Here is a 26588-nt window from a genome sequence, read left to right on the forward strand (position 1 = left end):
CAACGCTGTCACGATAACTAGGCAAAATTGTTACTTACACTTATCTAGCAGTAGCCAATAGCCGGAGACTTCAATGCCCTCGCGCCGCCACGTCGCTCGTGACATCTCTTATGCTCATTCCGCCGAAACCAAAGGCGGACGCATGGTCATCAAGCTGATGGAGAACACAACGGGTCGGCTGCGCCTGATTAAACGCGCGGACGGGTACGAGAAAGAAGTCGCCAACGGTCGTGATTTCTGGTCGGTCATGGTGGATCGCTATGGTTTGTCACTGGATGTCGTTGGCGGGTCGCTGTCGAATATCCCGCGATCCGGCCCTCTGATCCTGATTGCGAACCATCCGTATGGAATTCTGGACGGGTTGATGATGGGTCATATGCTGTCGGAAACCCGCGGGGATTTCCGCATTCTGGCGCATCGCGTGTTCCGAAAGGCGGAAGATATCAACCGCATTATTCTGCCGATCTCGTTTGACGAGACGAAGGAGGCGATGAAGCTGAACCTAGAGACGCGCAAGACAGCGTTAAATTACCTGGGCGATGGCGGTGCCATCGGGATTTTCCCGGGTGGCACGGTCAGCACCGGGTTGAAGCCGTTTTCGCATCCAATGGACCCGGGTTGGCGCGGTTTCACAGCGCGAATGGTGGCGAAATCGAATGCCACGGTCGTGCCGGTTTTCTTTGACGGCCACACTTCGCGCCTGTTCCAGATCGCCAGCCATATGCACAACACTCTGCGCATGGGACTGCTGATCAAAGAATTCAAAAAGCGTGTCGATACGCCGGTGAAAGTCGTGATTGGGGAACCGATCGGTCGCGACGTTTTGGACCCGTTGGGCAAGGATACGCGCAAGATGATGGATTTCCTGCGCAAAGCCACGTATGAGCTGTCCCCAAAGCCGTTAAAGTCCTATGACTACGGCTATGAATTTGAGGAACGGCATCGCGCCTGAAGGGGCAAATGGCAGTAGGCATCTTTGATTCTGGATTGGGCGGTCTGACCGTCCTGAACGCCGCACAGAAACGTCTGCCTGACGTGGATTTTCTGTATTTTGCGGACAGCGCGCACGCGCCATACGGGGTGCGGGACGCCGAAAATATTTATGACCTGACGCGCAAAGCCGTAAACGAGCTTTGGAACCGCGGCTGTGATCTGGTGATTCTGGCCTGCAATACCGCCAGCGCGGCGGCTCTGCGGCGTATGCAGGAAGAAGGTGTGCCCGAGGGCAAGCGTGTTCTTGGTGTATTCGTGCCTTTGATCGAGGCGCTGACCGAACGGCAATGGGGCGACAACAGCCCGCCGCGCGAGGTCGCGATCAAACACGTGGCCCTTTTCGCAACGCCGGCGACGGTTTCCAGCAGGGCTTTCCAGCGTGAGCTGGCTTTTCGCGCCATTGGCGTGGACGTTGAGGCGCAGGCCTGCGGTGGTGTGGTTGATGCCATCGAAGATGGTGACATGATCCTGGCCGAGGCGTTGGTGCGGTCCCATGTGGATGCGCTGAAACGCAAGATGCCGGAACCGCAAGCGGCCATTCTCGGCTGCACGCATTATCCGTTGATGGCTGAAACCTTCCAGCAGGCTCTTGGTCCGGATGTTCAGGTGTTCAGCCAAGGCGATCTGGTGGCTGAAAGTCTTGCCGATTACCTGCAAAGGCACCCGAATATGCAGGGCAACGGGCAAGGCGGTTTTCTGACAACTGGAAAGCCGGATTTCGTCAGCGACCGGGCGACCCAGTTTCTCCGACGACAAATCTCGTTCGAGGCAGCCTGACTTAGGTCAAGGACTGAGCCTGTCTGATTCCGTAAATCAACGACCGTCACATCGGCGGTCGAACTCTGTGACACACCCAAGCAAGAGGTCTGACATGACGCACAAAATCGCAATTCTGGGCGCATCTGGTTACACGGGCGCCGAATTGGTGCGGCTGATCGCCGAGCACCCGAATATGGACATTGTCGCGCTGTCCGCCGAGCGTAAGGCAGGCCAGTCCATGGCTCAGGTTTTTCCGCATTTGCGCCATATGAACCTGCCTGACCTCTGCAAAATCTCCGAGATCGATTTCTCGCAGATCGATCTGTGTTTTTGCGCCCTGCCGCACAAGACCAGTCAAGAGGTCATTCGGGACCTGCCCAAGACGCTGAAGATCATTGACCTGTCTGCTGACTTCCGTCTGCGCGACCCGGAAGAGTACGAAAAATGGTACGGAAACCCGCATGCCGCACTGGAGCAGCAGGAAGAAGCCGTCTATGGCCTGACCGAGTTCTACCGGAACGAAATCCGGACTGCCCGGCTTGTCGCTGGCACCGGTTGCAACGCGGCCACAGGGCAGTACGTGCTGCGCCCATTGATCTCTGCCGGTGTCATTGATTTTGACGACATCGTTTTGGACCTGAAATGCGCGGTATCCGGGGCAGGGCGGTCACTAAAGGAAAACCTGCTGCACGCGGAACTCAGCGAGGGCTATAATGCCTATGCGATCGGCGGAACCCATAGGCATCTGGGCGAATTCGATCAGGAATTCTCGGCACTGGCCGGTCGGCCTGTGCATGTGCAGTTCACGCCACATCTGATCCCGGCCAACCGGGGCATTCTGGCGACAACCTACGTCAAAGGCGATGCTGTAAGCGTGTATGAGACGCTGGCCAAAGCCTATGAAAACGAACCTTTTATCCAGATGCTACCGTTTGGCGAAGCACCCTCGACCCATCATGTGCGGGGATCGAACTTCTGCCATATCGGCGTGGTTGGCGATCGGATCGAACGTCGCGCCATCGTAATCGGTGCGCTGGATAACCTGACAAAAGGTAGCAGTGGGCAAGCCTTGCAGAACGCCAACCTGATGTTAGGTGAAGATGAAACTCAGGGGCTGATGATGGCCCCTCTATTCCCGTGAGGACGGTATGAAAACGCTCAAGAAACGTCGTCGAATTCAGGTCATTGTGCTGGCAGCGGTTGCTTTGGCATTGTCCACGGCGTTGATTGGGTACGCGATGCGGGATGGCATCAACTTTTTTCGCTCGCCCAGTCAGGTGATCGCTGAGCCGCCCAAACCGACCGAGGTGTTCCGGATAGGCGGGCTTGTCGAAGAAGGCTCGATCATTCGCGGTCAGGGGGAAACGGTGCATTTCGTCGTGACCGACGGCGGTGAAAGCGTGCCTGTCGCATTTACCGGTGTTTTGCCGGACCTGTTCTCAGAAAACCAGGGCATGGTTGGCACTGGTTCATACGTGAACGGTGTCTTTGAAGCCACTGAAATCCTGGCAAAACACGATGAAACCTACATGCCGAAAGAGGTGGTGGACGCCCTGAAAGAGCAAGGCGTTTACCAAGAGGCCGACGAAGGCTGAGCTAGGAATAGTTCCAACATCTAAACAGGGCGTTGCGTGCAAAAGGCATGCAGCGCCCTTTTCGATTCCTCGAAGTTAGGATTTTTGTCTGAGCCTTCGCCCAACCACATGCGGAGGGTACGATGCAGACGGTTCGGCAAATTGCGACTGAAATCGTGGGGCGCGAAGGCGGGTTCGTTGATGACCCGGACGATCCGGGCGGCGCGACCAAGTATGGCGTGACCGTTCACACGATGCGGCGACTGGGTCTGGACCTGACAGGGGACGGCACAATTGATAAATCGGACGTGCGACGTCTAAGTCAGCCTCAGGCAGTCGATATCTTTGTCCGGCACTACTTTGAGCTTCCGCGCTTGGGATTACTGCCCTCCGCGATCCAGCCATCGGTTTTCGACATGTATGTCAATTCCGGCTCTCAGGCCGTTCGTATTCTTCAGCGACTGCTACAACAAATGAACTACGAAGTCGCCGTTGACGGAGTTGTCGGCCCTCACACCGCCCAAGCGTGCCAAAACGCTACGCGGCCGGACCCGGTAACGTTTCGAGACGCTTATGGAATCGCGCGGCGCAATTACTACTTTCGCCTTGCGGATCGCAGGCCGTCTTCCCGGAAATATGCGCGAACAAGGGCAGGCGGAAAAGGTGGCTGGATACGACGCGCCGAAGAGTTCGTGTCGCCGTCCTATCATCTGAGTGATGAAGAGTTCAAAAGGAGGATTTCGGGGTGGGATTGATCTCGGGTGTGCTGGCGTTTTTATTTGGTAGTAACCGTAATGTCATCCGTGAAACCGTTGAAGTATTTCGGGAAAACTCGGAAAATGGGGCCGAGCGAAATCTGGTGGTGCGCCAGCAGGCGGTTAGCCAGTTCGGGGCCGAATTCCAGGGAGCGACGAAAAGCGCGTTCGACCGGTTTGTCGACGGTCTCAATCGTCTGCCGCGGCCTGCAATGGCGCTTGGAACGCTTGGGCTCTTCGTTGCGGCGATGGTCGACCCGATCTGGTTTTCTGCGCGGATGCAGGGAATCGCCTTGGTGCCAGAGCCATTGTGGTGGCTTCTTGGGGTGATCGTGTCCTTCTATTTCGGTGCACGGCATCAGGCCAAAGTACAGGAGTTGCAGAGGGAAATTTCGGCTACGATGGCCCGTACACCGAAGGTTCTCAGGAATCTGCAGGCATTGGAGGATATGCGGGTTGAACCCGTCGGCTTGGCCAGCCCAGGTTCGGACGTGAGTTTGGCCGAAGACGCCACGCAGCCTGACGCGAATCCGGCGCTGGAGGACTGGCGACGCATTAGATCAGGCTGACCCGCGACACTATGTTCGCCGAATAAGGGCGAAAGTGATTGGTGCTTGCCTGGCAACGGGATTATATCCGGAGCCATGATTACAGAACTTGGCCACTTTGCCCTGATCCTCGCTTTTCTCGTCGCCATTGTGCAGGCGGTCGTGCCTTTGATCGGCGCAGCCAAACGGTGGACCGGGTGGATGACGTTTGCGGAACCTGCCGCAATTGTTCAGTTCCTTTTGGTTTCGTTCTCGTTTGGCGCGTTGGTCTGGGCTTTCATTACGTCAGACTTTTCGCTGAGAGTGGTTGTCGAGAACAGCCATTCCGCCAAACCAATGCTCTACAAGATCAGCGGCACATGGGGGAATCACGAAGGCTCGATGCTGTTGTGGGTCCTGATCGTGTCGTTGTTCGGCGCGATGGCCGCGTTCTTCGGCGGGGGCTTGCCGCCGACCTTAAAAGCCCGCGTGCTGGCCGTTCAGTCGGCTATTGCGGTGGCCTTTTTCGCGTTCATCCTGTTCACGTCGAACCCGTTTGATCGATTGATCGTAGCGCCGTTTGATGGGCGCGACCTCAACCCGTTGTTGCAAGACCCGGGTTTGGCGTTCCATCCACCGTTCCTGTATCTGGGTTATGTCGGCTTGAGCATGGCCTTCAGCTTCGCCGTGGCGGCCCTGATCGAAGGGCGCGTGGATGCGGCTTGGGGCCGTTGGGTGCGTCCTTGGACATTGGCGGCGTGGGTCTTTTTGACCATTGGTATCGCCTTGGGGTCGTGGTGGGCTTACTACGAGCTTGGTTGGGGTGGCTTTTGGTTCTGGGACCCGGTCGAGAACGCCTCGTTCATGCCATGGCTTCTGGCCGCTGCTCTGCTGCATTCTGCCATCGTGGTTGAAAAACGCGAAGCGCTCAAAAGCTGGACTATCCTTTTGGCGATCATCGCATTTGGGTTCTCGCTTATCGGAACTTTCATCGTTCGTTCGGGACTTCTGACTTCGGTTCACGCCTTTGCCAATGACCCAGAGCGCGGCGTATTCATCCTGTTCATTCTGGTAATCTTCATCGGCGGCGCGCTAACGCTGTTTGCGGCTCGCGCGCAAGCGATGGAGGCCAAGGGCGTATTCAGCATGGTCAGCCGGGAAAGCGCGCTTGTGCTTAACAATATCCTGCTGGCCGTCAGTTGCTTTGTCGTGTTCTTCGGCACGCTGTGGCCGATGGTGGCCGAGATGGCTTTTGACCGTAAACTCTCGGTCGGTGCGCCGTTTTTCAACGCAGCCTTCACGCCCTTCATGGTCGCATTGGGGATCGCCTTGCCAATCGGGGCCATGCTGCCCTGGAAACGTGGTAAACTAGGTAAGACGGCGTATTCACTGCGCTATGTGTTCGCGTTGGCTGTTGCGCTGGCCCTGTTGGTTTGGGCTATGCAGACCGGCCGCAGCGCCCTTGGTCCTGTTGGCCTGTTCCTTGGCGCTTGGATCACTTTCGGTGCCGCGGTGGATTTGTGGAGCCGGACGGGTCGCAAGGGCAACTTGAAGCGCTTGTTCCGCCTGCCCGGAGCTGATTGGGGCAAAGCCGTCGCTCATACCGGCCTGGGCGTTACCATCTTTGCGATCGCCGGTCTGACCGCGTGGGAAGTCGAAGACATCCGGGTTGCGCAAAAAGGGCAGTCATTCGAAGTAGGAGAGTTCACTCTGACTCTGGAAGGCGTCCGCGAGGTCGAAGGTCCGAACTATTTCTCGACGATGGCCGATGTGCGGGTCGAAAAGAACGGCCGCCCGATGAAAACGCTGCATCCTGAGAAACGCAACTACCCGGTTGCCCGGATGCCCACGACGGAGGCCGCGATCGACTATCGCTTTTTCGGTGACCTCTACGTAGTGATTGGTGACCAGCAGGCTGACGGTGGTTGGGTCATGCGGACCTACATCAAACCACTTGCAAACTGGATCTGGGGCGGGTGTATCCTGATGGCTCTGGGAGGGTTCCTGAGCTTGTCGGACCGCAGGTTCCGGGTCGCGGCAGGCGCGCGCAAGGCGCCGACTGGTGGAGTACCGGCTGAATGAAGCGTCTGATCCTGATATTCGCTTTGATCGCATCGCCTCTGTTTGCGGTGCAACCGGATGAAGTTCTGGATGACCCTGTTCTGGAGCAGCGCGCACGCGATCTGAGTGCGGGTCTGCGCTGTCTCGTCTGCCGGAACGAGAGCATCGATGAAAGCAACGCCGAACTTGCCCGCGACCTGCGCCTGCTGCTGCGCGAGCGTTTGGTCGCCGGTGACACGGATCAAGAGGCCATTGCCTATATCGTGGACCGTTATGGCGAGTACGTGCTTCTGAAACCGACCACTACAGGTTCAAATCTGATGCTATGGCTGGCTGGTCCGATCATGCTGCTGATCGCCGCTGCAATGGGCTGGAACTTCTTGCGCAAACGGTCTCAGGCCGTTGGAAAAGAAACCAAAGACAGCCTGAGCGAGGACGAAAAAGAACGTCTGCGCCAGATTCTTGACGACTGACCTACCGTCCGTCTTTCCCTTCGTCACTAATTGAGTCAGGGTTCCCCCATGTCGTGAGCATGGGGAGAGGACTGCATGGACTATGAGGCTATACTGCTGGATATCACTGACAATTTGGCAGTGGTCACTCTGAACCGGCCCGACAAGATGAATGCGTTGACAGCGCAGATGCGCGCCGAGGTCACTCATGCGATGACACATGCGGCCCGCCATGTCCGTGCAATCGTGTTAACCGGGGCAGGCAATGCGTTTTGCTCTGGCCAGGACCTGGGAGATTCCTCCAGCACCGGCAAGATCGATCTGGAACGGACCCTGCGCGACGAATACGATCCGATGCTTGAATCGATCTATAGTTGCCCGGTCCCAACCATCGCCGCCGTAAACGGACCAGCTGCCGGGGCAGGGGCCAACATCGCGCTTAGCGCAGATGTGGTGATTGCCACCGAAAGCGCTTACTTTCTGCAGGCATTCTCGCGCATTGGCCTGCTGCCCGACGCTGGCGGCACCTGGTTTCTGCCGCGCCAGATGGGCTTTGCCAAAGCAATGGGTGCTGCTTTGTTCGCCGAAAAAATCAGCGCGCGGCAGGCTGATGAATGGGGCATGATCTGGGAAGCCGTAGCGGACGATGAATTCGACGCACAATGGCGCAAGAGGGCTGCGTATTTGGCCAATGGGCCGACAACCGCATTCGGCGCGATTAAGCAAGCGATCCGTGGGACCTACGACAATACGCTACCGCAACAACTGGCGATTGAGGCGCATCTGCAGGGCGATTGTGGCCGGTCACGTGACTTTGCCGAAGGCGTGGTGGCCTTTATGGAAAAACGCCCCCCGAAATTCGAGGGGCGCTGAGCGACTTAAGCGCGGCGGCGGCGGCGGGAGCGCCGCTCGGGCACTGCCGCGTCATCTTCTGTTCCGTCTGACGCCGAGGAGAATGGGCCCAGAGCGTCTGTAATCTGATCCAGGGTCGGCCGTGTTCCGCGGCTGGTCGTGTCCAGAGCCTCACGCATTTTGCGCAGGTGGTCCGGCATGGTGCCGCAGCAACCGCCGATGATTTTGGCGCCGGCATCTCGCGCCATGGCTGCATACTGTCCCATCAACTCGGGCGTACCATCATAGTGGATGTGGCCATCCACGTATTTCGGAATTCCGGCATTACCCTTTGAAATCACCGGGCGTTCCGTGCCCTGCGCCGCAAAACCGAGCACAGTGCGCAGGATGTCCGATGCGCCGGTTCCGCAGTTCGCACCAAAGGCGATGGGCGGGTTGGGCAAGGTTTCAACCAGTTGCGCCAAGTCCGCCGAGGTGACACCCATCATGGTGCGTCCGGCGGTGTCAAAGCTCATGGTGCCGCACCAGGGCATGTCGGCCAGTGCAAAGGCTTCGGCCGCAGCCTTGAATTCCTCGGGCGCGCTGATCGTTTCCACCCACAGAACGTCCACGCCACCTTCTTTGAGCGCTTCGGCTTGCTCATGAAACATCTCGACGGCACCGGCATGTGACAGGCTGCCAACCGGCTCCATGATTTCCCCGGTCGGGCCAACGGAACCTGCAACAACCACGGTGTGTCCGGCCCTGTCGGCCACTTCGCGACCCAGTTCGGCCCCGATCCGGTTCAGCTCTCCGACACGGTTCTGAGCGTCATGCAATTTCAAGCGCGCCGATGTACCGCCAAAGGTGTTTGTCAGAAACAGGTCGCTGCCCGCGTCAACTGATCCTTGGTATAGCGCGCGGATCTTGTCCGGGGCATCGACGTTCCAAAGTTCAGGAGCGTCACCCGATTGCAAACCCATGTTGAACAGATTCGTGCCCGTGGCGCCATCGGCCAGCAAAGCGTCTTTTGATTCCAGAAGTTTATTGAGCGCGTTTGTCATGGGGTATTCCCAAAAAGCCAATTTTGGCCGTTAAAAATATAGACGCCCCGTGTCTCATGACCGGGGCATCAAATCAAATTCATAAAACTCATGAAGATCATGAGTTGAGTAATTTACGTTACTCGGTCTCGGTCATAACCTGTGTTTTGGCTTCGGGCAGCAGTTCGGCCAGTTTGGCGCGGACTTCGTCGTCGGAAGACATTGAACCCAGATCGCCCGAGACTTTGCGCACGACGTCCTCGTGACCGGCTTCTTCAAAGTCGGCGATTACCACGGTTTTGGCGTATGCTTCTGCTTCTTCGCCGGACTTTCCCAGCTTTTCCGCGGCCCAAAGGCCCAGCAATTTGTTGCAGCGCGCTTCGACTCTGAACCGCATTTCTTCATCATGGGCGAATTTGGCTTCAAAAGCTTGTTCACGTTCGTCAAAAGTGGTCATTGGTTGGGGACCTCATGGATTACATCTTCTTTACTGATGATATGACTATAGGTGCGCCCCGGTGCAAGGGATTTGCGCTGCGTCAAAGCCTCTCGGCCTACTGAACTTGCGGGAAAGGGGGGCTTAGACTATGAGGGCGCCAACGCGAAGGGACTCATTCCCTCGCCCCGGACTGGAAAGGTCGCTCATGGCGCGTCGCAAGAAAATCTACGAAGGTAAGGCCAAGATTCTGTATGAAGGCCCTGAACCGGGAACCATCGTGCAGTATTTCAAGGATGATGCCACCGCGTTCAATGCGGAGAAAAAGGACGTCATTGACGGCAAAGGGGTTCTGAACAACCGCCTGAGTGAGTTCTTCATGACAGGCCTGAACCAGATTGGAGTGCCCACGCACTTTATCCGCCGCCTGAACATGCGTGAGCAGCTGGTGCGCAACTGCGAGATCATTCCGCTTGAGGTGATCGTGCGCAACTACGCCGCCGGCTCGATCTCGAAACGTCTGGGCATCGCGGAAGGCACGCAGCTGCCGCGTCCTATTGTCGAGTATTGCTACAAAGACGATGCGTTGGGTGATCCGCTGGTGACCGAGGAACACATCGCCGCCTTTGGTTGGGCCAGCCAGCAGGACATGGACGATATCCTCAGCCTCGCTCTGCGTGTGAACGACTTTATGAGCGGTGTGATGTTGGCCGTCGGTATTCGACTTGTAGATTTCAAGATCGAGATCGGCCGCGTGTTCGACGGAGACTTCCAGCGCTTGATCGTGGCAGATGAGATCAGCCCTGATAGCTGCCGTCTGTGGGATATCGAAACCGGCCGAAAGCTGGACAAGGACGTATTCCGCCGGGATCTGGGCAACCTGACCGACGCATATTCCGAGGTCGCGCGCCGTCTGGGCGTTTTGCCCAAAAGCAACGTGAACAAACCCACGCTGATCAACTGATCATTCGCAGGGCTAACAATTTTACGAAAGCGCCGCCGGGAAACCAGCGGCGCTTTTTCTTCACGCAGTGAAATTGACAGCTTGATCAATTGTCTCACATTGTCGGGTTAGATTATCGGATGGTGACCTAGGCAATGGCTGAATTATTCGACCAGGCGGTTTTTCTTAAATTTCTCGCGGCCCTGTTGGCTATTTTTAATCCGCTGTACGGGATTCCCATCTTTCTGAGCATGACCGAAGGGTACACACCGGCCGAACGTAAACGTGTGGCGCTGGTCGTGACAGGTACCGTTGTGACGGTCGCTTTGATCGCTGTACTGATCGGCGAAGAAATCCTTGCCGTTTTTGGCATCGATATTCCGTCGTTTCGCATCGCGGGCGGCCTGATCATTCTGGGCGTTGGCATGTCGATGCTGAATGCGTCCGACCGGCCGCAGGGCGATAAGAATGCGGTCGAAGAGGGCACAAGGAAGAAAAGCAATATCGCCGTGGTGCCCTTGGCCATTCCGCTGACAATCGGTCCGGGCACGATTGCGACCACCATTGTATTTGCTCATACGTTGTCCGATGGGGCCGAGATCGTGACTTTGGGTTCGGCGGTTCTGATCGCCTGCGCAATCGTTGGGCTGGGGCTTTTGTTTGCCGACCCGATTTCGCGGTTCTTTGGTCCGACTATGATCAACGTGATCACGCGGGTGATGGCGATCATTCTGGTGGCTGTGGCCGTCGAAATGGTCCTGACCGGCACCTTCAATGCAATCGACAAACATTACCCGGGACTTTCAGGCGGCAACTGAGCAAATACCAACTGCGTCAAACTGCGTGCTGACAAGGGTTGTCGAACGCCCTTTGGCACGTTATCCCCCGCGCAACGGAACGGGCCGGAAACATCGGTCCTCAGCTGGAGTTGCGAGAATGAAAGCACGTGTGCATGTGATGCTCAAGAACGGGGTTCTGGACCCGCAGGGTGAGGCAGTGCGTCACGCATTGGGTGCCATGGGCTTTGATCAGGTCGAAGGTGTGCGTCAGGGCAAGGTGATTGATCTAGAACTGGCCGACGGCGCGACCGAGGCGGACATCACCGAGATGTGCGAAAAGCTGCTGGCCAACACGGTCATCGAACGCTACGAAATCGAACTGGTCTGAACCCAACACCGGAGGGCCCGCCATGCGCGCAGCTGTCATCGTATTCCCCGGGTCCAACTGTGACCGGGATCTTGCCGTCGCTTTTGAACAGGCGGGTTTTCAGGTCGAAATGGTCTGGCACAAGGATGCCGCGCTGCCTGAAGGCGTGGACATCGTAGGTGTGCCGGGTGGCTTTTCCTACGGGGACTACTTACGTTGCGGCGCGATCGCCGCGCAGTCGCCGATCTGTAAAGCCGTCGTCGATCATACCGAGCGCGGTGGTTATGCTGTCGGGATCTGCAACGGATTTCAGATTCTGACCGAAACCGGAATCCTTCCGGGTGCACTGCTGCGAAACGCGGGTCTGAAATACATCTGCCGAACTGTCGGCCTTAAAGTGGAAACCAGCGATAGCGCGTTTACCGAAGGCTATAATGCAGGCGATGTCATCGGTATCCCGATCGCGCACCACGACGGCAACTATTTTGCGGATGATGCCACGCTATCCAAACTGCAGGATCAGGACCGGATCGCATTCACCTATACCGAGAATCCGAATGGCTCGGTCGGCGATATCGCCGGTATCCTGTCCGAAAACCGTCGGGTGCTGGGAATGATGCCGCACCCCGAACGTGCGGCGGATGAAGGCCACGGCGGAACCGACGGGACGGCATTGTTCCGCGCATTGTCGGGTGTTCTCGCACCAGCGTGACTTGAGCTTGCGAACCAGCCCGCGTAACTTCCCTGGATGAGTTCCGAAGATCGCTCAGTCTGGTCCTTTCTGACAAAACCATTTCGCGGCGCGCCATTGGGTTGGCGGCTGCGTGTGGCGGTTTTGTTGCTGTTGATTGCCACGGTCACGACGGTTTACGTCACTAACCGGCTGTTAACAGACCGTTTTACCGAATCCACCCGTAACCGGGCCGAACTGCGCCTGGCGTTGTATTCCGGAAACCTGCTGAGCGAATTGCGCAGAAATGCCATTGTTCCGCAGCTTTTGGCGCGCGATCCCATATTGATTTCCGCGCTGCAATCCAGCGACTATTCGCTGTCCAGTCAAAGGCTGATTTCTTTTGTCGAAGAAATTGGCGCGGCGTCTCTAATGCTGTTGGACAGCGATGGTCTTACCAGGGCGGCTACGGACAGAAACCGATTGGGCGAAGGACACCGCAGTTCCCCGTATTTTATTGATGCCGTCCGATCGAACTCAACGATCTTTACGGTCATCGAAAACAAGTCCGGCGGCTACAGTTTCGTCTATTCGCGACGCATAGACGCCAATGCCGAAATTCTTGGCGTCATTGTTGTTGAGGTTGACCTTCACAAGTTCGAACGAGCCTGGGCTGGGATTTCCGATGCGGTGATGGTTACGGATAGTACGGGCAACATCATCCTATCGACCGAACCTCAGTGGCGCGGCCTCGAGGAAAACGCTGCGATGCGTCGCCAGCCGCCACAAGGGGCCATTCAGCGGGCCATTCGCGCCACGACCGACTGGACCGCGCTGCCGCCAGACGCCTATTTGCAAGGCGAGGCGGTCATGCGTATGGAAACGCGCATCCCATTTCGGGGCTGGAAAATGACCTCGTTCACCACCTACGCGTCGATTCGTGAAAAGGTGAACAGCGTCCTCGCGCTCGAGATCATGGGCTTTGCGATTCTTCTGGCGCTGGCGTTCTACGCGCTGAGTCGCCGGGCCACGTTCCGTATGGCCCTGTTTCAGCGCGAGTCGGCAGAGCTTCGCGCATTGAATACTAGGCTAAAGCGGGAAATTGCTGAGCGTGAACGGGTTGAAAAAACGCTGGAAGTTGCCGAGCAGACGCTTGCGCAAAGCTCGAAACTGGCAGCGTTGGGTGAGATGTCGGCGGCGGTCAGTCACGAGCTCAATCAACCTCTGGCTGCAATGAAAACCTATCTGGCCGGGGCGCGTCTTTTGTTGCGCCGAAACCGGGCGGAAGAGGCGCTGGCCAGCTTTGGTCGGATCGACGGCCTGATTGAGCGGATGGGGGCGATTACTCGCCAGCTCAAATCTTATGCACGGAAGGGCGCGGATACGTTTTCCCCTGTAAACCTTGGCGAAGCGCTGGCCTCATCCCTGTCTATGATGGAGCCGCAACTGCGTCAGCGCCACGTCAAGATCACTCAGATCCTGCCGGATGAACCGGTCTTGGTCATGGGCGACCGGATGCGGATCGAACAGGTTATGGTCAACCTCTTGCGTAATGCGCTGGACGCCACCAAATCTGTATCAGAGCCGGATGTGGAAATTATCCTGGCCGCAGGTGATATGGCGGTTCTGACTGTGCGCGATAACGGGTACGGAATAGAAGACATCGAAAACCTGTTCGAACCGTTCTATACTACCAAACAGCCCGGTGACGGCGTTGGTCTGGGGCTTGCCATCTCATCCGGGATCGTGAACGACCATGGCGGACGGCTGACAGCACGCAACAGCCCGCAAGGCGGGGCGGTGTTTGAAATGCAGTTGCCGAGACTTGGAAGCGACGGCCTTGAGGCCGCGGAATAACGAGGAATGATTATGGCACAGGCCATGAAGATAGCCATTGTGGATGACGAACAGGACATGCGCCAGTCGATCAGCCAATGGCTGGCGTTGTCAGGTTATGACACCGAAACCTTTGCCAGCGCAGAGGACGCCCTGAAAGTACTGGGGCCGGATTATCCGGGCATCGTGATTTCGGATATCAAAATGCCCGGCATGGATGGCATTCAATTGCTGAAAAAGCTGATGGGTGCCGACAGCACGCTGCCCGTCATTATGATTACGGGCCACGGGGACGTTCCCATGGCGGTCGAGGCGATGCGTGTAGGCGCGTTCGATTTCCTCGAAAAACCGTTCAATCCTGACCGAATGTCCGAGTTGGCGAAGCGCGCCAGCAATGCGCGCCGGCTTACCCTGGACAACCGCGCTTTGCGGCGCGAACTGTCCGGCGGCACGCAAATCATGAACAAACTGATCGGCGCCAGCCCGGTGATGGAGCGCCTGCGTGAGGACATTCTGGATCTGGGGCAGGCGGACGGTCATGTTCTGATTGATGGCGAAACCGGTACTGGTAAGACGCTTGTTGCGCATGCCCTGCACGCAGTCGGCAGCCGTGCGGGCAAGAAATTCGTTCTGGTGTCCTGTGCGGCGCTGGAAGAAGAGGCGCTTTCGAAACGCCTGTTTGGCCCGATGATGCCGGAAGACGCACAACTGCCCGCGATCGAAGAGGCGCGGGGCGGCACCCTGGTGCTTGAGGACGTCGAGGCGCTGAGCGACACGCTGCAGGCCCGGTTGCTGAGCGTGATGAATGATCAGGGGACTCCGGCCGAAACACGGATCATCGCGATTTCCAATCTTCAGGAAGCTGGCAAGACCAGCGAAGATGTTCTGCGCCCCGACCTGTTCTACCGTCTGGCCGCGCTGCGGATCACGATGCCGCCGCTGCGCCAGCGCGGAGAGGACATTCTGACTCTGTTCACCCGTCTGAGCGAGCAATTCTCCGAGGAATACGGCTGCGATGCCCCTCAGGTGAGTGCGCAGGAAGCGGCGCAGCTGCTGCAGGCGCCCTGGCCGGGCAACGTGCGTCAGCTGATCAATATCGCCGAACGCGCGGTCCTGCAGTCCAGACGCGGATCAGGGACCATTGCGTCGCTGCTGATGTCCGATCACGAGGAAATGCAGCCTGTCATGACGACCGAGGGCAAACCGCTCAAAGAATATGTCGAAGCGTTCGAACGGATGCTGATCGACAATACAATGCGGCGCCACAAGGGCTCGATCGCGTCCGTGATGGATGAATTGTGCCTGCCGCGCCGGACATTGAACGAGAAGATGGCGAAATACGGGCTTCAGCGCTCGGATTATCTGTAACAATAGAGAGGGGGCCAGCCCCCTCTTGAGCCTGCGGCTCAATTCACCCCCGGGATATTTTGGGCCAGATGAAGCGATCCCCGGGGCCTTGTGTTGATCTTCTCGCAGTTTGCCCATTGTGTTTTCCACAGGACTGCTTTTATTGTGTCCGAACGGGCAGGGCTAATTCGCGCCCAAAAGTCCCGAATCTTTGAGTTTCGCTGTTCTGCCGCTGATGGTGATCAATCCCGCATGGCAAAGCAGACCGATTGTGCCCCGAACGGGGCAGTTGAACGCCTGAGCCCGCAAGAGCGGGCGAAAGGAATAAATGGGCAGGCGGAGGTATTGACCGCGCCTGTCGGAGAAGAACCGCGATGACGCGCGCGCAACGACTGAGTATACGGGCAGGGGGCCACAGCGCCAGACCCTGCCGCGCGCCGTCCGATATCGCCCTGACAAGACACCACCCCAAAAGCGCCTGTCCTCCCGGACGGGTAAGGACAACGCATTTGGCGCGGTGCACCAAGGACACATGGCTAAGAAAATGCTTATCGATGCCACCCACGCGGAGGAAACCCGCGTCGTGGTGGTTGACGGAAACAAGGTCGAGGAGTTCGATTTTGAATCCGAAAACAAACGTCAGCTTGCTGGCAACATCTATCTAGCAAAGGTAACGCGGGTCGAACCGTCCCTGCAGGCGGCCTTTGTGGATTATGGCGGGAACCGCCACGGGTTCCTGGCGTTCTCAGAAATTCATCCGGATTACTATCAGATCCCGGTCGCCGACCGCGAAGCGCTGATGGAAGAAGAGCGCGCTTATGCCGAGGCGATGAAGGCGCGCGATGAGGCCGATGAGGCGAAGCCGAAAAAACGTCGGTCTCGTTCGCGGACCAAGGCCGCAGATGTGAAATCTGATGATGCCGTGGAATCGATCGAGGTTTCCTCGGAACCCACCGGGATGGAAACCATAGATCTGGATGAAGGCGAAGAAGGTGCTGACGTTGCAGTGCCTGAAGGAACGTCTCCTGCGGATCACGTTGCTGAAACGCCGGTTGAAGAGCCTGTCGACGAAGAGGAGACCTCGGACGCGCAGATTGAGGCAGAAGCGGTCGTAGACGCCGAAACTGAGGTCAGCCCTGAGGATGAAGGCGCTGCGGCTGAGGTTGAAGTAGGAGCTTCGGAACAGGCTGATGAAAGCCCGGCGGAAGCTGCTGAGGAAAAGCAGGCCGACGTAGAAGAGGCGTTGGCTGAAGCAACTGACGAATCCGAAGATACGTCTAGCGAAGCTGAGGCTCCGTCGGAAGAAGATGAAGCCTCTGAAGACGTGTCGTCTGAGGATGACGAAAAGTCTGAGGACGAGGCCCGGGCTGACGCAACTTCTAAGGATGACACGATCGAGTCTGTTGCGGACGAAGATGACAGCGAAGACATTCGCCCGATGCGCAAGCCGCGTCCACGCCGGTACAAGATCCAGGAAGTCATCAAGGTCCGTCAGGTCTTGCTGGTCCAGGTTGTCAAGGAAGAGCGTGGTAACAAGGGTGCAGCCCTGACCACCTACTTGTCGCTGGCGGGTCGGTACTGCGTTCTGATGCCGAATACCGCGCGTGGTGGAGGGATCAGCCGCAAGATCACCAACGCGCCTGACCGTAAAAAACTCAAGGAAATAGCGGCGGATATCGATGTACCGACAGGTGCCGGTCTGATTATCCGGACCGCCGGCGCCAAGCGTACTAAATCCGAGATCAAGCGCGATTATGAGTACCTGCAACGCATGTGGGAGCAGATCCGCGAACTGACGCTGAAATCGATTGCGCCAGCGAAGATTTATGAAGAAGGCGATCTGATCAAGCGTTCGATCCGCGATTTGTACAACCGCGAGATTGATGAGGTTCTGGTCGAAGGTGAAGGTGGTTACCGCATCGCCAAAGACTTCATGAAAATGATCATGCCTTCGCATGCCAAGAACGTAAAACGGTATGAGGACGCGCTGCCGCTGTTCGCACGCTATCAGGTGGAAAGCTATCTGGCTGGGATGTTCAATCCGACCGTTCAGCTGAAATCCGGTGGCTATATCGTGATTGGGGTGACCGAAGCGCTGGTTGCAATCGACGTGAACTCTGGTCGGGCGACCAAAGAGGGTTCGATTGAGGAAACTGCGCTCAAGACGAACCTTGAGGCCGCCGAAGAGGTGGCCCGTCAGCTGCGGTTGCGCGATCTGGCGGGGCTGATCGTTATCGACTTTATCGATATGGACGAGCGCAAGAACAACGCGGCCGTCGAAAAGCGTCTGAAGGAAAAGTTGAAAACCGACCGGGCGCGCATTCAAGTTGGTCGCATCTCGGGCTTTGGCCTGCTGGAAATGAGCCGTCAGCGTCTGCGCCCTGGTATGTTGGAGGCGACCACACAACCTTGCCCGGCGTGCCACGGCACCGGCCTGATCCGTTCGGATGACAACATGGCGCTGACCATCCTTCGCCAGATTGAGGAAGAAGGAACGCGTCGCCGTTCGCGCGAGGTTCTGGTGCGCTGCCCGGTCAGCATTGCCAACTTCCTGATGAACCAGAAACGCGAACATATCGCTCAGATCGAAGCGCGTTACGGTCTGTCCGTGCGTGTCGAAGGCGACGTGCACCTGGTCAGCCCTGATTTCTCGATGGAGAAGTTCAAGACCGCCAGCCGGATCGTACCCGAGGCCACCGCGCCGGTGGTCTCGGTCGATGCGTCTTTGATGGATCTTGTCGACGCCAGCGAAGAAGAGCAGGCCGAAGAAGACTCCGTTCAGGCCGAAGAAGAAACCAAGCCCAAGCGTAAGCGCCGTCGCCGTCGTCGGAAAAAGAGCAATGGCTCCGGCGATACTCCTGAGGTAAGCGCCGAAGAGGGTGAAGCTGTTGCAGCTGAGGCTTCGGAAGAGGCTAAGGACGAATCGACGGAAGAAGCTGAGCCTGAGGGTGACGCCGCCGAAACTGCAGAAGAGGAAAAAGCTGCTAAGCCCAAACGCCGCCGTGCGCCGCGTCGCAAGAAGAAAGACGCGGAACCGGTTGAATCCGAGGTGGAAACCGCCGCTGAGGACGCTCCGGAAGAAGTTGCGACCGGTGAGGAGACCGTAGCGGTCGAGGAAACCGTAGTTGTGGAAGTGACGGCTGAGGCGGTTGACGTTGCTCCGGCCGAAGAAGCTTCGCTGGAAGTAGTTGAAGAAACTGCCGCAGAGGTGGAACAGGTTGAACTAGAGGTCGAGCTGCCTGAACCTGAAGCACATGTTTCAGCCGAGTCTGAGGCTGAGGTCGAGCAAGCAGCGGACGAACAGCCCGAACCCGTGGCTGCAGCTGTCGCTGATGAATCGCAAGAACCCGCAGAAATCGCTGCTGAGGAAACTGCTGAGCCTGTTCTAGAGGTTGTCGCCGAAGAACCTGAGCAGCCTGCTAAGCCTAAACGGCGCGGCTGGTGGTCGTTGGGTCAGTAACAAGAAAAGGCGGGCCAAGTGCCCGCCTTTTTCTTTTGGAAATGTATCAGTCGGATTTTTGGATCAGATAGACTTGATGTCCGTCTGCGTCTTCCTGAGACAACAGTCGATGACCGCTTTCAGAACAGAAATGTGGAACATCAATGATGGCGGCCGGGTCATCTGCCAGCACGCGCAGAACGGCTCCGGCTGGCATGGATTTCAGACGTTTGCGCGCTTTGAGAACGGGCAAGGGGCACAGCAGACCCAACGCATCGAGAGTTTCTGGCGGATTTGACATATGGGTCAGATATTTCGACTTTGTCGCAGTGTCCAGCACGCAACCACGAGGATGTGACTGAATGGCCCCGTGACGTCGCCGGTTACATGACATATGTGCTGAGGCATGTTCGGAATTGAAATCATAGACGCGGGCCTGCTGCCTGCCATGTTCGTCGCCATGTTAGGCGGGCTCATCAGCTTTTTGTCGCCCTGTGTTCTGCCCATCGTTCCTCCGTATCTGGCATATATGAGCGGTGTGACGATCAATGAGATGCAGGATCAGGCCCAAGCGCGGCGCAAGGCAACGCTGGCTGCGCTGTTCTTTGTTCTGGGCCTTTCTACTGTGTTTTTGCTTCTGGGGTTCACGGCCTCGGCCTTCGGGGCCTTCGTTCTGCAGAATCAGGTTCTGTTTGCGAAGGTGTCCGGCGCAGTGGTGATCGTCTTTGGTCTGCACTTTCTGAACGTCATCCGCATTCCCTTTCTTGATCGCGAAGCGCGGATCGAAACCGGCGACTCAGGGGGATCGGTGTTTGGCGCCTATATTCTGGGTCTTGCTTTTGCGTTTGGCTGGACACCGTGCATTGGTCCTCAGTTGGGCGCGATCCTGTCTTTGGCTGCGTCCGAGGCATCGGTGGCGCGGGGAACGCTGCTGCTGGGTGTTTACGCGGCGGGCTTGGGCATACCGTTCCTTCTGGCAGCGATGTTCCTGAACCGGTCGATGACCGTGATGAACCGGATCAAGCCTTACATGGGCACGATCGAAAAGGTGATGGGCGGCTTGCTTTTGTTCGTCGGCATCATGTTGATCACCGGCCTGTTCACTGAGTTCAGCTGGTGGCTGTTGGAAACCTTCCCGGCGCTTGCGAATTTCGGATGATCTGCTGATCTGACTTACCTTGACGCTCAGGCTGCGTTAACCTGCGCCGCAGAAGGTAAGGCTATGAGCAGTCAGAATAATCAACCACGGGTGCGGAAACGCCGGGTGTTCTATATTCCCGGCTACGACCCGATTCATCCACGGCGCTACCGCGAGCTCTATAGAACCGAAGGCGGTGTTCAGGCCGATGTTTCTGGTTATCAAATAGCAGTTTCGGCAAAGTCCGGCGACGGCCCTTATGGCTGGCACGTCCAATCGCATCAGGATGGTTTGGACGTTGTGGCCGATGTTGAGGTCCTCGTCTGGTCCGATATCGTCCGCGAGAGCATGTCGAACTCGATACCCGCTACCTATCTGCAATTGATTCGAACCGCGTGGATTTACATCTCCACTGGAACTTTGTGGCGGCTGATGCGGTTGCGAAAAGGGCCAGTAATCGCAGCGCTGTACCCGGTTTGCATGTTATTGGCGCAGCTTATGCTGGCGATAGGGTTGGCATGGGTTGTGTGTTTGCTTTTGTTTCCGGTTCTCGGTTGGCTCGGTGTGGTCCCAGCCGTTGCTATGGCTTTTGGGCTGACGCGTTGGTTTCGGAAAATCGATAACCGGTTGTTCGCCTATTACCTGATGCACGACTATGCTTATTCCGCTGAACTGCGTGGGGCGATGTCACGAGAGCTGCGCCAGCGCCTGAAAACGTTCAGCGCCCTGATCCGAGACGCGCTGCATTCCGATGTCGACGAGGTTTTGGTCGTTGGGCACAGTTCAGGTGCCCACCTGGGCGTCACCGTACTGGCCGACGTAATCCGAGAGGATGGCCCTTATGCAAATGGCCCGCAATTCTCGTTTCTCACGTTGGGGCAGGTCGTGCCCATGGTTTCCTTTCTACCAGATGCGCAGGATTTGCGCGCGGATTTGCAATTCCTGTCCACGCAGGATTGTCTGGCTTGGGTGGACGTCTCGGCCCCCGGTGACGGCTGTGCCTTTGCCCTGTGTGATCCGGTCTCAGTCAGCGGTGTTGCGACCGATGAAAAAAAGTGGCCCCTGGTTCTTTCAGCAGCCTTTACTCAGACCCTGTCTCCAGAGCGTTGGCGGAGCTTGCGCTGGCGTTTTTTTCGGCTGCATTTCCAGTACCTTTGTGCGTTTGATAACCCCGGTGGTTACGACTATTTCCGCATTACGGCGGGAAGCCAGACACTAGGGCAACGGTTTCAGGATAGGACGCCGTCGAAATCCCGGGTGGAAAAGCCGGTGTCCAAGTATCAATCGGTGAAAGCATGATCCCACCCAAGCCCAAGCCGCGCCCGGATAAAGTGTCGCTTTGGCGATATATAAAGCTGTTTCGCAAAGACATCCTGTCCGCCCAACCGCAAAGACTGTACCGCGCGTGGATGGCCGAATTCCGCACTCCGTTCTTTCGATCGTATCTGATAAACCAGCCAGAACTCGTTGAAACAGTTCTAAAAAAACGCTCCGTTGACTTTCCGAAGTCCAATCGTATCAGTGAGGGGTTGCGCCCATTGCTGGGAAACTCGGTATTCCTGACGAACGGAGAGACCTGGAAACGGCAGCGCAGGATCATTGACCCGGCTTTTGAAGGTGGTCGGCTGAAGGATACGTTCTCGGCCATGCATGCGGCCGGTCAGGCCGCAGTGGAGCGTTTACGTCCGCAGGCCGGCGAGGTTCTGGAGTTCGAAGAGGTCACCAGTCATATCGCGGCTGATGTCATCTTCCGAACCCTGTTTTCTGTTCCTATCGAGAATGAGATTGCCGCGAAGGTGTTTGACAAGTTTCGCAGTTATCAGCGTGCACAGCCAATACTGAACGTGGCGGCGTTTGTCCCGTTGCCCAAGTGGCTGCCACGGCTTCATTCTCGGAACACGAGGAAGAATGCAAAAGATATCAGAAGGTTGATTGCGCAGCTTACAGCCGAACGCTCGGACCTGATTGCCAGGGGTCAGGCGCCCGATGATCTTGCGACCAAGATAATGACGACGCACGACCCCGAAACCGGACGCGCGTTTGATACCCGGGAAATGGTTGATCAGGTCGCGATCTTCTTCCTCGCCGGGCATGAAACCAGCGCATCCGCTTTGGCCTGGACGCTCTATCTGATGGCTTTGTACCCAGAGTGGCAGGAAAGGTTGGCGGACGAGGCATCTGCGCTGGACGCTGCAAGTTTTGCCGCGATGTCGCGCCTCAAGCTCAGCAGGGATGTGTTTCGCGAAGCACTGCGCCTTTACCCGCCTGTCCCGATGATGGTGCGCGAGGCCACGTGCCCTGAGCGTTTTCGCGACAGAGATATCGCAGAAGGTTCGCAAGTGGTAATCAGCCCCTGGCATTTGCACCGACAAGAACGGATTTGGGACAGGCCGGACGAGTTTGACCCAACGCGTTGGAACACCGAGAATGGCAAGTCCTGTCAGCGCATTGCCTATATCCCTTTTTCGGCTGGGCCGCGCGTGTGCACAGGCGCTGGTTTTGCGATGATCGAAGGGCCACTGCTTTTATCGATGCTGCTGCGAAACTTCCGGTTTGAGCTTGTTAAGGGCCGAACGCCAGTTCCGGTCGCCCATCTCACGGTTCGATCCCAAGACGGAATTTGGTTGCGCTTGGTTGAGCGCTAACAAACTACCATCGCCCTACGCCTTGCTGTATGCGATTGGAAAATGCGGAATCATATTAACGGGAAAGTCTTATGTCCTTAGCAGAACAGCGCGCGCAAATGTCCAACGGTGCAGGCTTCATCGCAGCACTGGATCAAAGTGGTGGCTCGACGCCCAAAGCGCTGGCGCTTTATGGGGTGGACGCATCGGAATACAACTCGGACGAAGAAATGTTCGGTGAAATCCAGAAGATGCGCGCGCGGATCATTCTGGCGGATGACTTCACTAAGGACAAAGTAATCGGAGCGATCCTGTTTGAACGCACGCTGGGCGAGCAAATTGACGGCCGCAAGGTCGCGGATTACCTGTGGTCCGTCAAAGGTATCGTACCTTTCCTCAAGATCGACAAAGGTTTGGAAGACGAAGCGAATGGCGTTCAGATGATGAAGCCGATCCCAGGTCTGGCCGAAACACTGGCCAAGGCCGAAGGCGTTTTCGGCACTAAGGAGCGTTCGGTTATTCATGATGCAAACGCCGAAGGCATCGCGGCCGTTGTCGCGCAGCAGTTCGATGTCGCGCTTGAGGTTGTTGCCGCCGGCATGGTTCCGATTGTTGAACCCGAAGTGAACATCAACTCGGCGACCAAAGCCGAAGCCGAAGACATCCTGAAGGCCGAAATCCTGAAAAACCTCGACCAGTTGGACGAGGGGCAGGACATCATGCTCAAGCTGACCATCCCCAGCCAGGCCAACCTGTATGATGAAGTGGCTGATCACCCGCGTGTCCTGCGCGTTGTCGCGCTGTCCGGCGGTTATTCGACCGAACAGGCGTGCGATTTGCTGGGTCAGAATGGCAAGATGATCGCGTCCTTCTCGCGTGCATTGACCGAAGGTCTGTCAAAGCAGCAGTCGGATACAGAGTTCAATGCGGCTCTGGGCGGCAATATCGACAAGATTTTCCGCGCGTCTGTCTAAGCGCTATACGGGTTTGGTGAAATCGCGGCGCATCAGCGCCGCTTTTTTCCGCATCACACAGTCCTCAGCGTGATCGTTCACCAGACCCATTGCCTGCATGAAGGCAAAGACGGTCGTAGGACCGACAAATTTCCAACCCCGCTTTTTTAGATCCTTCGACATGGCCACAGACTCAGCCGATGTTGAGGTTGACTGCGGGTCCAATGGGGCATCGGCCTCAAATCTCCAAACATAGGCGGCCAAAGACCCTTCGGCCTCGATCAGTTCCTGAGCGCGGCGCGCGTTGTTGATCACAGCCTCGATCTTGCCACGGTGCCGAACGATGCCTTGATCCTGAATCAAGCGACCAACATCTGCATCATCAAAAGCGGCTACGGAATTAATTTCAAAGCCATTAAATGCTTTTCGAAAGTTCTCTCGTTTGGACAGGATAGTGCGCCAACTGAGGCCAGACTGAAAGCTTTCGAGGCACAGTTTCTCGAATAAGCGCTGATCATCTGCGACCGGGTAGCCCCATTCGTGATCATGGTAATCAAAGAACTCCGGTGCGGCCTGACACCATGCACACCGTGGTTTACCATCCGGGCCTTCAATCGTTTTCGTCACTGAATTGTACCCCTTTTGTTCCCCTTCACTTTAGGCGGTTTCGAAGTCAAAGGGCAAGCCTGATTTCTCAGGCCCGATACCAATTCAGAATGAAAACCCGTATGGCGGATGCCAACCCGACCTCAGGATCTCGGTTAACATCAATTTCGGCCGCCAGTGCGTTGATTGGTTGATTTTTTTCTTTGGCAATCGAACGAAACGCCTGCCAGAATTCATCCTCAAGCGATACGGATGTTCGATGGCCTTTAAGCGTCAGGGAACGTTTGACCGGGCGACCACTCATGTGTCCAACTTACGGCCATCCAGGTCTCGATTCAGCTTGCGCCGCTGCTTTTTCGCCAGATCTTTTTCGGCCTTGGTTCTCCCAAAAGCGACGGCGTTCTGCTCCGCGCGGGCCTTGTTTTCAGCCCGGGCTTTTTCTTTTCGGTATTTGTTCAGATTGACCGGAGTTGTCATTGCTCGTGCCTCACCTTTGTCAGACTATCGAACAATTCCGCGCGGCTGTCATCTGAAAGGCAGTCAACGCGCACGGCCTCAGAAAACTCGGCTTGTGATGATGGCGAAACGGGCAGCTGGGCGGATAGCGCCTCTAGGATTTGCCCGCCAAGTTCCAAAAGGGCAGGCCGGATTTCCGTTGTCAGGTCGGCGTAGTTTTCTGGAACGGAGGTTTTCTCCTCGGTCCACCGCGCGATCCAACAGGACTGAATGTCTTGCGCCGCTTCGATTTGTGCCTCAAAGAAGAGTTGTGCCGTGTCTGGGTCAACGCCAACCAGGGCAGCCTGTTCCAGCGTTTTGGTAATCACAACTCGCTCGCGCTCGAGGTCTTCGACCCTGCGGTCGTTGGCGTGCTTGAACGCGGCAACGTCTTGCATCAACTCCAGCCGAGTGTCGATCAGATCGAACAATTCCGCTTGCGCGGAGGTTGCTGTGCCCGCGATGAGCAGGCACAGACAGACAGGCTTCCCCCAAGCGGTCATTTGGGCCCGATCATGTGTTCGGGCCGGACAACCGCGTCAAAGGTCTCTTCATCGACAAAGCCCAGCGCGATCGCTTCTTCCTTGAGGGTCGTGCCGTTCTTGTGCGCCGTTTTAGCGACTGTGGTGGCGTTGTCATAACCGATGGTCGGGGCCAACGCCGTGACCAGCATCAGCGATTCCTTCATCAGCTTGTCGATGCGCGGCTCATTCGCCTTGATGCCAAGCAGCATACGCTCAGTAAAGCTGTCGGTGGCATCGCCCAGCAGCTGAATGGATTGCAGCAGGTTATACGACATCATCGGGTTGTAGACGTTCAGCTGGAAATGGCCCTGCGAACCCGCGAACTTGATCGCGGCATCGTTGCCCATCACATGCGCGGCCACCTGAGTCAGAGCCTCGGCCTGTGTCGGGTTCACTTTGCCCGGCATGATTGACGAACCAGGCTCATTTTCCGGCAGGATCAGCTCACCCAGACCCGAACGCGGGCCTGAGCCAAGGAACCGGATGTCGTTCGCGATCTTGTAGCAAGAACCAGCAACGGTCGCCAGCGCGCCCGACAGGAACACCATGGCATCGTGGGCGGCCAGAGCTTCGAACTTGTTGGGCGCGGTGACGAAGGGCAGGGCAGTGATGTCGGCCATGTTCTTGGCAACGGCCTCGTCCCAGCCGTCATGCGTGTTCAGGCCGGTGCCAACAGCGGTTCCGCCTTGCGCCAGTTCATAGATCCCGGGCATTGCGGCCTCGACCCGAGTGATGCCCTGACGGATCTGGTGCGCGTAGCCACCGAATTCCTGTTCCAGCGTCAACGGGGTCGCATCCTGTGTGTGCGTACGGCCGATCTTGATGATCCCTGCAAACTCCTTTGCTTTCGCCTCCAAAGCCGAGGCGAATTTCTCGAGGCCCGGTAGCAGAACATCACGAACGCTCATCGCGGTCGCGATATGCATTGCAGTGGGGAACGTGTCGTTCGACGACTGGCCCATGTTGCAGTGATCGTTCGGATGCACTGGGTCTTTCGAGCCGATCACGCCGCCCAGAATTTCGATAGCGCGGTTTGCGATAACCTCGTTCGAGTTCATGTTCGATTGTGTGCCCGAACCGGTTTGCCACACGACCAGAGGGAAGTTGTCATCGAACTTACCCTCGATCACTTCACCCGCAGCCTGAATGATCGCATCAGCGATTTTTCCGTCCAGTTTTCCGATAGCCTTGTTCTCGATCGCGCAGGCCTTTTTGATCACGCCCAGCGCGCGCACGATGGCAATGGGTTGCTTTTCCCAACCGATCGGAAAATTCATGATCGAACGTTGGGTCTGAGCCCCCCAATACTTGTCGGCTGGAACTTCCAACGGGCCAAAGCTGTCGGATTCGGTGCGGGTCTGAGACATCGGTCACTCCGTCTGGTATGCAGTCGTATGCCGTTTACCCGTGACGACGTCATCGCGCAATCGGCCAGT

The 26588-nt window shown here is 57.0% G+C and carries 28 protein-coding genes; 20 read left to right on the forward strand and 8 right to left on the reverse strand.

Translation table 11 applies throughout. The features are described from left to right. Positions 1-73: 73 nt before the first annotated feature. The 9 genes from ACR0J0_RS04665 to ACR0J0_RS04705 all read left to right on the forward strand — a co-directional run bounded on the left by ACR0J0_RS04665 (position 74) and on the right by ACR0J0_RS04705 (position 7994). Positions 74-952, forward strand: coding sequence for a lysophospholipid acyltransferase family protein (locus tag ACR0J0_RS04665; protein ID WP_480661558.1), 879 nt, complete (start codon positions 74-76; stop codon positions 950-952). Positions 953-960: 8 nt separating this feature from the next. After that, positions 961-1770: a glutamate racemase gene (gene murI / locus ACR0J0_RS04670; RefSeq protein WP_480661560.1), complete on the forward strand. Its 810-nt coding sequence runs from the start codon at positions 961-963 to the stop codon at positions 1768-1770. Between the two features lie 94 nt (positions 1771-1864). Then, on the forward strand, positions 1865-2893 hold the full coding sequence (gene argC / locus ACR0J0_RS04675) for an N-acetyl-gamma-glutamyl-phosphate reductase (protein WP_480661562.1): 1029 nt from the start codon (positions 1865-1867) through the stop codon (positions 2891-2893). Positions 2894-2900: 7 nt separating this feature from the next. Then, the gene (gene ccmE, locus ACR0J0_RS04680; protein ID WP_480661564.1) at positions 2901-3347 is read left to right on the forward strand and encodes a cytochrome c maturation protein CcmE; all 447 of its coding nucleotides are present in this window, start codon (positions 2901-2903) and stop codon (positions 3345-3347) included. Between the two features lie 122 nt (positions 3348-3469). Further along, the gene (locus ACR0J0_RS04685) at positions 3470-4081 is read left to right on the forward strand and encodes a holin-associated N-acetylmuramidase (RefSeq protein ID WP_480661566.1); all 612 of its coding nucleotides are present in this window, start codon (positions 3470-3472) and stop codon (positions 4079-4081) included. Continuing rightward, positions 4072-4650: a holin family protein gene (locus ACR0J0_RS04690; RefSeq protein WP_480661568.1), complete on the forward strand. Its 579-nt coding sequence runs from the start codon at positions 4072-4074 to the stop codon at positions 4648-4650. Before ACR0J0_RS04685 ends, ACR0J0_RS04690 begins: the two co-directional genes overlap by 10 nt. Before the next feature lie 75 nt (positions 4651-4725). Continuing rightward, a complete protein-coding gene (locus ACR0J0_RS04695; protein WP_480661570.1) occupies positions 4726-6690 on the forward strand; it encodes a heme lyase CcmF/NrfE family subunit in 1965 nt (654 codons plus the stop codon). Then, entirely contained in the window at positions 6687-7142 is a 456-nt protein-coding gene (locus ACR0J0_RS04700) for a cytochrome c-type biogenesis protein (protein ID WP_480661572.1), read from the forward strand. Before ACR0J0_RS04695 ends, ACR0J0_RS04700 begins: the two co-directional genes overlap by 4 nt. 75 nt (positions 7143-7217) lie before the next feature. Next, on the forward strand, positions 7218-7994 hold the full coding sequence (locus ACR0J0_RS04705; protein ID WP_480661574.1) for an enoyl-CoA hydratase-related protein: 777 nt from the start codon (positions 7218-7220) through the stop codon (positions 7992-7994). Between the two features lie 5 nt (positions 7995-7999). Here ACR0J0_RS04705 and bmt read toward each other — a convergent pair whose 3' ends face one another. Beyond that, the gene (gene bmt / locus ACR0J0_RS04710) at positions 8000-9016 is read right to left on the reverse strand and encodes a betaine--homocysteine S-methyltransferase (RefSeq protein WP_480661576.1); all 1017 of its coding nucleotides are present in this window, start codon (positions 9014-9016) and stop codon (positions 8000-8002) included. Between the two features lie 118 nt (positions 9017-9134). After that, entirely contained in the window at positions 9135-9452 is a 318-nt protein-coding gene (locus tag ACR0J0_RS04715; protein ID WP_480661578.1) for a DUF1476 domain-containing protein, read from the reverse strand. A 187-nt stretch (positions 9453-9639) separates the two neighbouring features. On the opposite strand from ACR0J0_RS04715, the gene purC reads away from it, so the two are divergent. The 7 genes from purC (at position 9640) to ACR0J0_RS04750 (ending at position 18833) form a co-directional block, all read left to right on the forward strand. Continuing rightward, on the forward strand, positions 9640-10395 hold the full coding sequence (purC, locus tag ACR0J0_RS04720) for a phosphoribosylaminoimidazolesuccinocarboxamide synthase (RefSeq protein WP_480661579.1): 756 nt from the start codon (positions 9640-9642) through the stop codon (positions 10393-10395). A gap of 134 nt (positions 10396-10529) precedes the next feature. Continuing rightward, positions 10530-11192, forward strand: coding sequence for a MarC family protein (locus ACR0J0_RS04725; RefSeq protein WP_480661581.1), 663 nt, complete (start codon positions 10530-10532; stop codon positions 11190-11192). Positions 11193-11310: 118 nt separating this feature from the next. Further along, positions 11311-11541, forward strand: coding sequence for a phosphoribosylformylglycinamidine synthase subunit PurS (purS, locus tag ACR0J0_RS04730; RefSeq protein WP_170354098.1), 231 nt, complete (start codon positions 11311-11313; stop codon positions 11539-11541). Positions 11542-11563: 22 nt separating this feature from the next. Next, positions 11564-12232: a phosphoribosylformylglycinamidine synthase subunit PurQ gene (gene purQ, locus ACR0J0_RS04735; RefSeq protein ID WP_480661584.1), complete on the forward strand. Its 669-nt coding sequence runs from the start codon at positions 11564-11566 to the stop codon at positions 12230-12232. Positions 12233-12268: 36 nt separating this feature from the next. Beyond that, a complete protein-coding gene (locus tag ACR0J0_RS04740; RefSeq protein WP_480661585.1) occupies positions 12269-14047 on the forward strand; it encodes a sensor histidine kinase in 1779 nt (592 codons plus the stop codon). 12 nt (positions 14048-14059) lie between these two features. Further along, positions 14060-15394, forward strand: coding sequence for a sigma-54-dependent transcriptional regulator (locus ACR0J0_RS04745; RefSeq protein ID WP_239335358.1), 1335 nt, complete (start codon positions 14060-14062; stop codon positions 15392-15394). Positions 15395-15905: 511 nt separating this feature from the next. Further along, positions 15906-18833, forward strand: coding sequence for an Rne/Rng family ribonuclease (locus ACR0J0_RS04750; RefSeq protein WP_480661587.1), 2928 nt, complete (start codon positions 15906-15908; stop codon positions 18831-18833). Positions 18834-18879: 46 nt separating this feature from the next. Here ACR0J0_RS04750 and ACR0J0_RS04755 read toward each other — a convergent pair whose 3' ends face one another. Beyond that, the gene (locus ACR0J0_RS04755) at positions 18880-19113 is read right to left on the reverse strand and encodes a sulfurtransferase TusA family protein (protein ID WP_480661590.1); all 234 of its coding nucleotides are present in this window, start codon (positions 19111-19113) and stop codon (positions 18880-18882) included. 105 nt (positions 19114-19218) lie between these two features. Between ACR0J0_RS04755 and ACR0J0_RS04760 the strand changes: the two genes are divergently transcribed. The 4 genes from ACR0J0_RS04760 to ACR0J0_RS04775 all read left to right on the forward strand — a co-directional run bounded on the left by ACR0J0_RS04760 (position 19219) and on the right by ACR0J0_RS04775 (position 23548). Next, positions 19219-19971: a cytochrome c biogenesis CcdA family protein gene (locus tag ACR0J0_RS04760; protein WP_480661592.1), complete on the forward strand. Its 753-nt coding sequence runs from the start codon at positions 19219-19221 to the stop codon at positions 19969-19971. A gap of 63 nt (positions 19972-20034) precedes the next feature. Next, positions 20035-21249 carry a hypothetical protein gene (locus tag ACR0J0_RS04765; protein WP_480661594.1) on the forward strand — a complete coding sequence of 405 codons (1215 nt, stop codon included), beginning with the start codon at positions 20035-20037 and terminating at the stop codon, positions 21247-21249. Continuing rightward, complete coding sequence (locus tag ACR0J0_RS04770; protein ID WP_480661596.1) at positions 21246-22595, forward strand: cytochrome P450; 1350 nt, start codon at positions 21246-21248, stop codon at positions 22593-22595. Before ACR0J0_RS04765 ends, ACR0J0_RS04770 begins: the two co-directional genes overlap by 4 nt. 71 nt (positions 22596-22666) lie before the next feature. Next, positions 22667-23548, forward strand: coding sequence for a fructose bisphosphate aldolase (locus tag ACR0J0_RS04775; RefSeq protein WP_480661598.1), 882 nt, complete (start codon positions 22667-22669; stop codon positions 23546-23548). A 3-nt stretch (positions 23549-23551) separates the two neighbouring features. Here ACR0J0_RS04775 and ACR0J0_RS04780 read toward each other — a convergent pair whose 3' ends face one another. The 5 genes from ACR0J0_RS04780 to fumC all read right to left on the reverse strand — a co-directional run bounded on the left by ACR0J0_RS04780 (position 23552) and on the right by fumC (position 26519). Beyond that, complete coding sequence (locus ACR0J0_RS04780) at positions 23552-24154, reverse strand: DNA-3-methyladenine glycosylase I (protein ID WP_480661600.1); 603 nt, start codon at positions 24152-24154, stop codon at positions 23552-23554. Between the two features lie 67 nt (positions 24155-24221). Then, entirely contained in the window at positions 24222-24437 is a 216-nt protein-coding gene (locus tag ACR0J0_RS04785) for a ribbon-helix-helix domain-containing protein (protein WP_480661602.1), read from the reverse strand. After that, the gene (locus ACR0J0_RS04790; protein ID WP_480661603.1) at positions 24434-24610 is read right to left on the reverse strand and encodes a DUF4169 family protein; all 177 of its coding nucleotides are present in this window, start codon (positions 24608-24610) and stop codon (positions 24434-24436) included. Before ACR0J0_RS04790 ends, ACR0J0_RS04785 begins: the two co-directional genes overlap by 4 nt. Beyond that, a complete protein-coding gene (gene aroQ / locus ACR0J0_RS04795) occupies positions 24607-25131 on the reverse strand; it encodes a gamma subclass chorismate mutase AroQ (protein WP_480661605.1) in 525 nt (174 codons plus the stop codon). Before aroQ ends, ACR0J0_RS04790 begins: the two co-directional genes overlap by 4 nt. Continuing rightward, the gene (fumC, locus tag ACR0J0_RS04800; RefSeq protein ID WP_480661607.1) at positions 25128-26519 is read right to left on the reverse strand and encodes a class II fumarate hydratase; all 1392 of its coding nucleotides are present in this window, start codon (positions 26517-26519) and stop codon (positions 25128-25130) included. Before fumC ends, aroQ begins: the two co-directional genes overlap by 4 nt. Positions 26520-26588 lie beyond the last annotated feature (69 nt).

The sequence above is a fragment of the Ruegeria sp. BF12 genome (genome assembly GCF_056538705.1).

What these genes read in the sequence shown, in the direction of transcription:
- ACR0J0_RS04770 (WP_480661596.1), top strand. Translation starts at nt 21,246, where the DNA reads ATGATCCCACCCAAGCCCAAGCCGCGCCCGGATAAAGTGTCGCTTTGG.
- bmt (WP_480661576.1), bottom strand. Translation starts at nt 9,016, where the DNA reads ATGACAAACGCGCTCAATAAACTTCTGGAATCAAAAGACGCTTTGCTG.
- ACR0J0_RS04725 (WP_480661581.1), top strand. Translation starts at nt 10,530, where the DNA reads ATGGCTGAATTATTCGACCAGGCGGTTTTTCTTAAATTTCTCGCGGCC.
- purC (WP_480661579.1), top strand. Translation starts at nt 9,640, where the DNA reads ATGGCGCGTCGCAAGAAAATCTACGAAGGTAAGGCCAAGATTCTGTAT.
- ACR0J0_RS04685 (WP_480661566.1), top strand. Translation starts at nt 3,470, where the DNA reads ATGCAGACGGTTCGGCAAATTGCGACTGAAATCGTGGGGCGCGAAGGC.
- ACR0J0_RS04665 (WP_480661558.1), top strand. Translation starts at nt 74, where the DNA reads ATGCCCTCGCGCCGCCACGTCGCTCGTGACATCTCTTATGCTCATTCC.
- ACR0J0_RS04765 (WP_480661594.1), top strand. Translation starts at nt 20,035, where the DNA reads ATGAGCAGTCAGAATAATCAACCACGGGTGCGGAAACGCCGGGTGTTC.
- ACR0J0_RS04760 (WP_480661592.1), top strand. Translation starts at nt 19,219, where the DNA reads ATGTTCGGAATTGAAATCATAGACGCGGGCCTGCTGCCTGCCATGTTC.
- ACR0J0_RS04755 (WP_480661590.1), bottom strand. Translation starts at nt 19,113, where the DNA reads ATGTCAAATCCGCCAGAAACTCTCGATGCGTTGGGTCTGCTGTGCCCC.
- ACR0J0_RS04745 (WP_239335358.1), top strand. Translation starts at nt 14,060, where the DNA reads ATGGCACAGGCCATGAAGATAGCCATTGTGGATGACGAACAGGACATG.
- purQ (WP_480661584.1), top strand. Translation starts at nt 11,564, where the DNA reads ATGCGCGCAGCTGTCATCGTATTCCCCGGGTCCAACTGTGACCGGGAT.
- ACR0J0_RS04775 (WP_480661598.1), top strand. Translation starts at nt 22,667, where the DNA reads ATGTCCTTAGCAGAACAGCGCGCGCAAATGTCCAACGGTGCAGGCTTC.
- aroQ (WP_480661605.1), bottom strand. Translation starts at nt 25,131, where the DNA reads ATGACCGCTTGGGGGAAGCCTGTCTGTCTGTGCCTGCTCATCGCGGGC.
- ACR0J0_RS04705 (WP_480661574.1), top strand. Translation starts at nt 7,218, where the DNA reads ATGGACTATGAGGCTATACTGCTGGATATCACTGACAATTTGGCAGTG.
- murI (WP_480661560.1), top strand. Translation starts at nt 961, where the DNA reads ATGGCAGTAGGCATCTTTGATTCTGGATTGGGCGGTCTGACCGTCCTG.
- argC (WP_480661562.1), top strand. Translation starts at nt 1,865, where the DNA reads ATGACGCACAAAATCGCAATTCTGGGCGCATCTGGTTACACGGGCGCC.
- purS (WP_170354098.1), top strand. Translation starts at nt 11,311, where the DNA reads ATGAAAGCACGTGTGCATGTGATGCTCAAGAACGGGGTTCTGGACCCG.
- ACR0J0_RS04790 (WP_480661603.1), bottom strand. Translation starts at nt 24,610, where the DNA reads ATGACAACTCCGGTCAATCTGAACAAATACCGAAAAGAAAAAGCCCGG.
- ACR0J0_RS04785 (WP_480661602.1), bottom strand. Translation starts at nt 24,437, where the DNA reads ATGAGTGGTCGCCCGGTCAAACGTTCCCTGACGCTTAAAGGCCATCGA.
- ACR0J0_RS04700 (WP_480661572.1), top strand. Translation starts at nt 6,687, where the DNA reads ATGAAGCGTCTGATCCTGATATTCGCTTTGATCGCATCGCCTCTGTTT.
- ACR0J0_RS04740 (WP_480661585.1), top strand. Translation starts at nt 12,269, where the DNA reads ATGAGTTCCGAAGATCGCTCAGTCTGGTCCTTTCTGACAAAACCATTT.
- ACR0J0_RS04695 (WP_480661570.1), top strand. Translation starts at nt 4,726, where the DNA reads ATGATTACAGAACTTGGCCACTTTGCCCTGATCCTCGCTTTTCTCGTC.
- fumC (WP_480661607.1), bottom strand. Translation starts at nt 26,519, where the DNA reads ATGTCTCAGACCCGCACCGAATCCGACAGCTTTGGCCCGTTGGAAGTT.
- ACR0J0_RS04750 (WP_480661587.1), top strand. Translation starts at nt 15,906, where the DNA reads ATGGCTAAGAAAATGCTTATCGATGCCACCCACGCGGAGGAAACCCGC.
- ACR0J0_RS04715 (WP_480661578.1), bottom strand. Translation starts at nt 9,452, where the DNA reads ATGACCACTTTTGACGAACGTGAACAAGCTTTTGAAGCCAAATTCGCC.
- ccmE (WP_480661564.1), top strand. Translation starts at nt 2,901, where the DNA reads ATGAAAACGCTCAAGAAACGTCGTCGAATTCAGGTCATTGTGCTGGCA.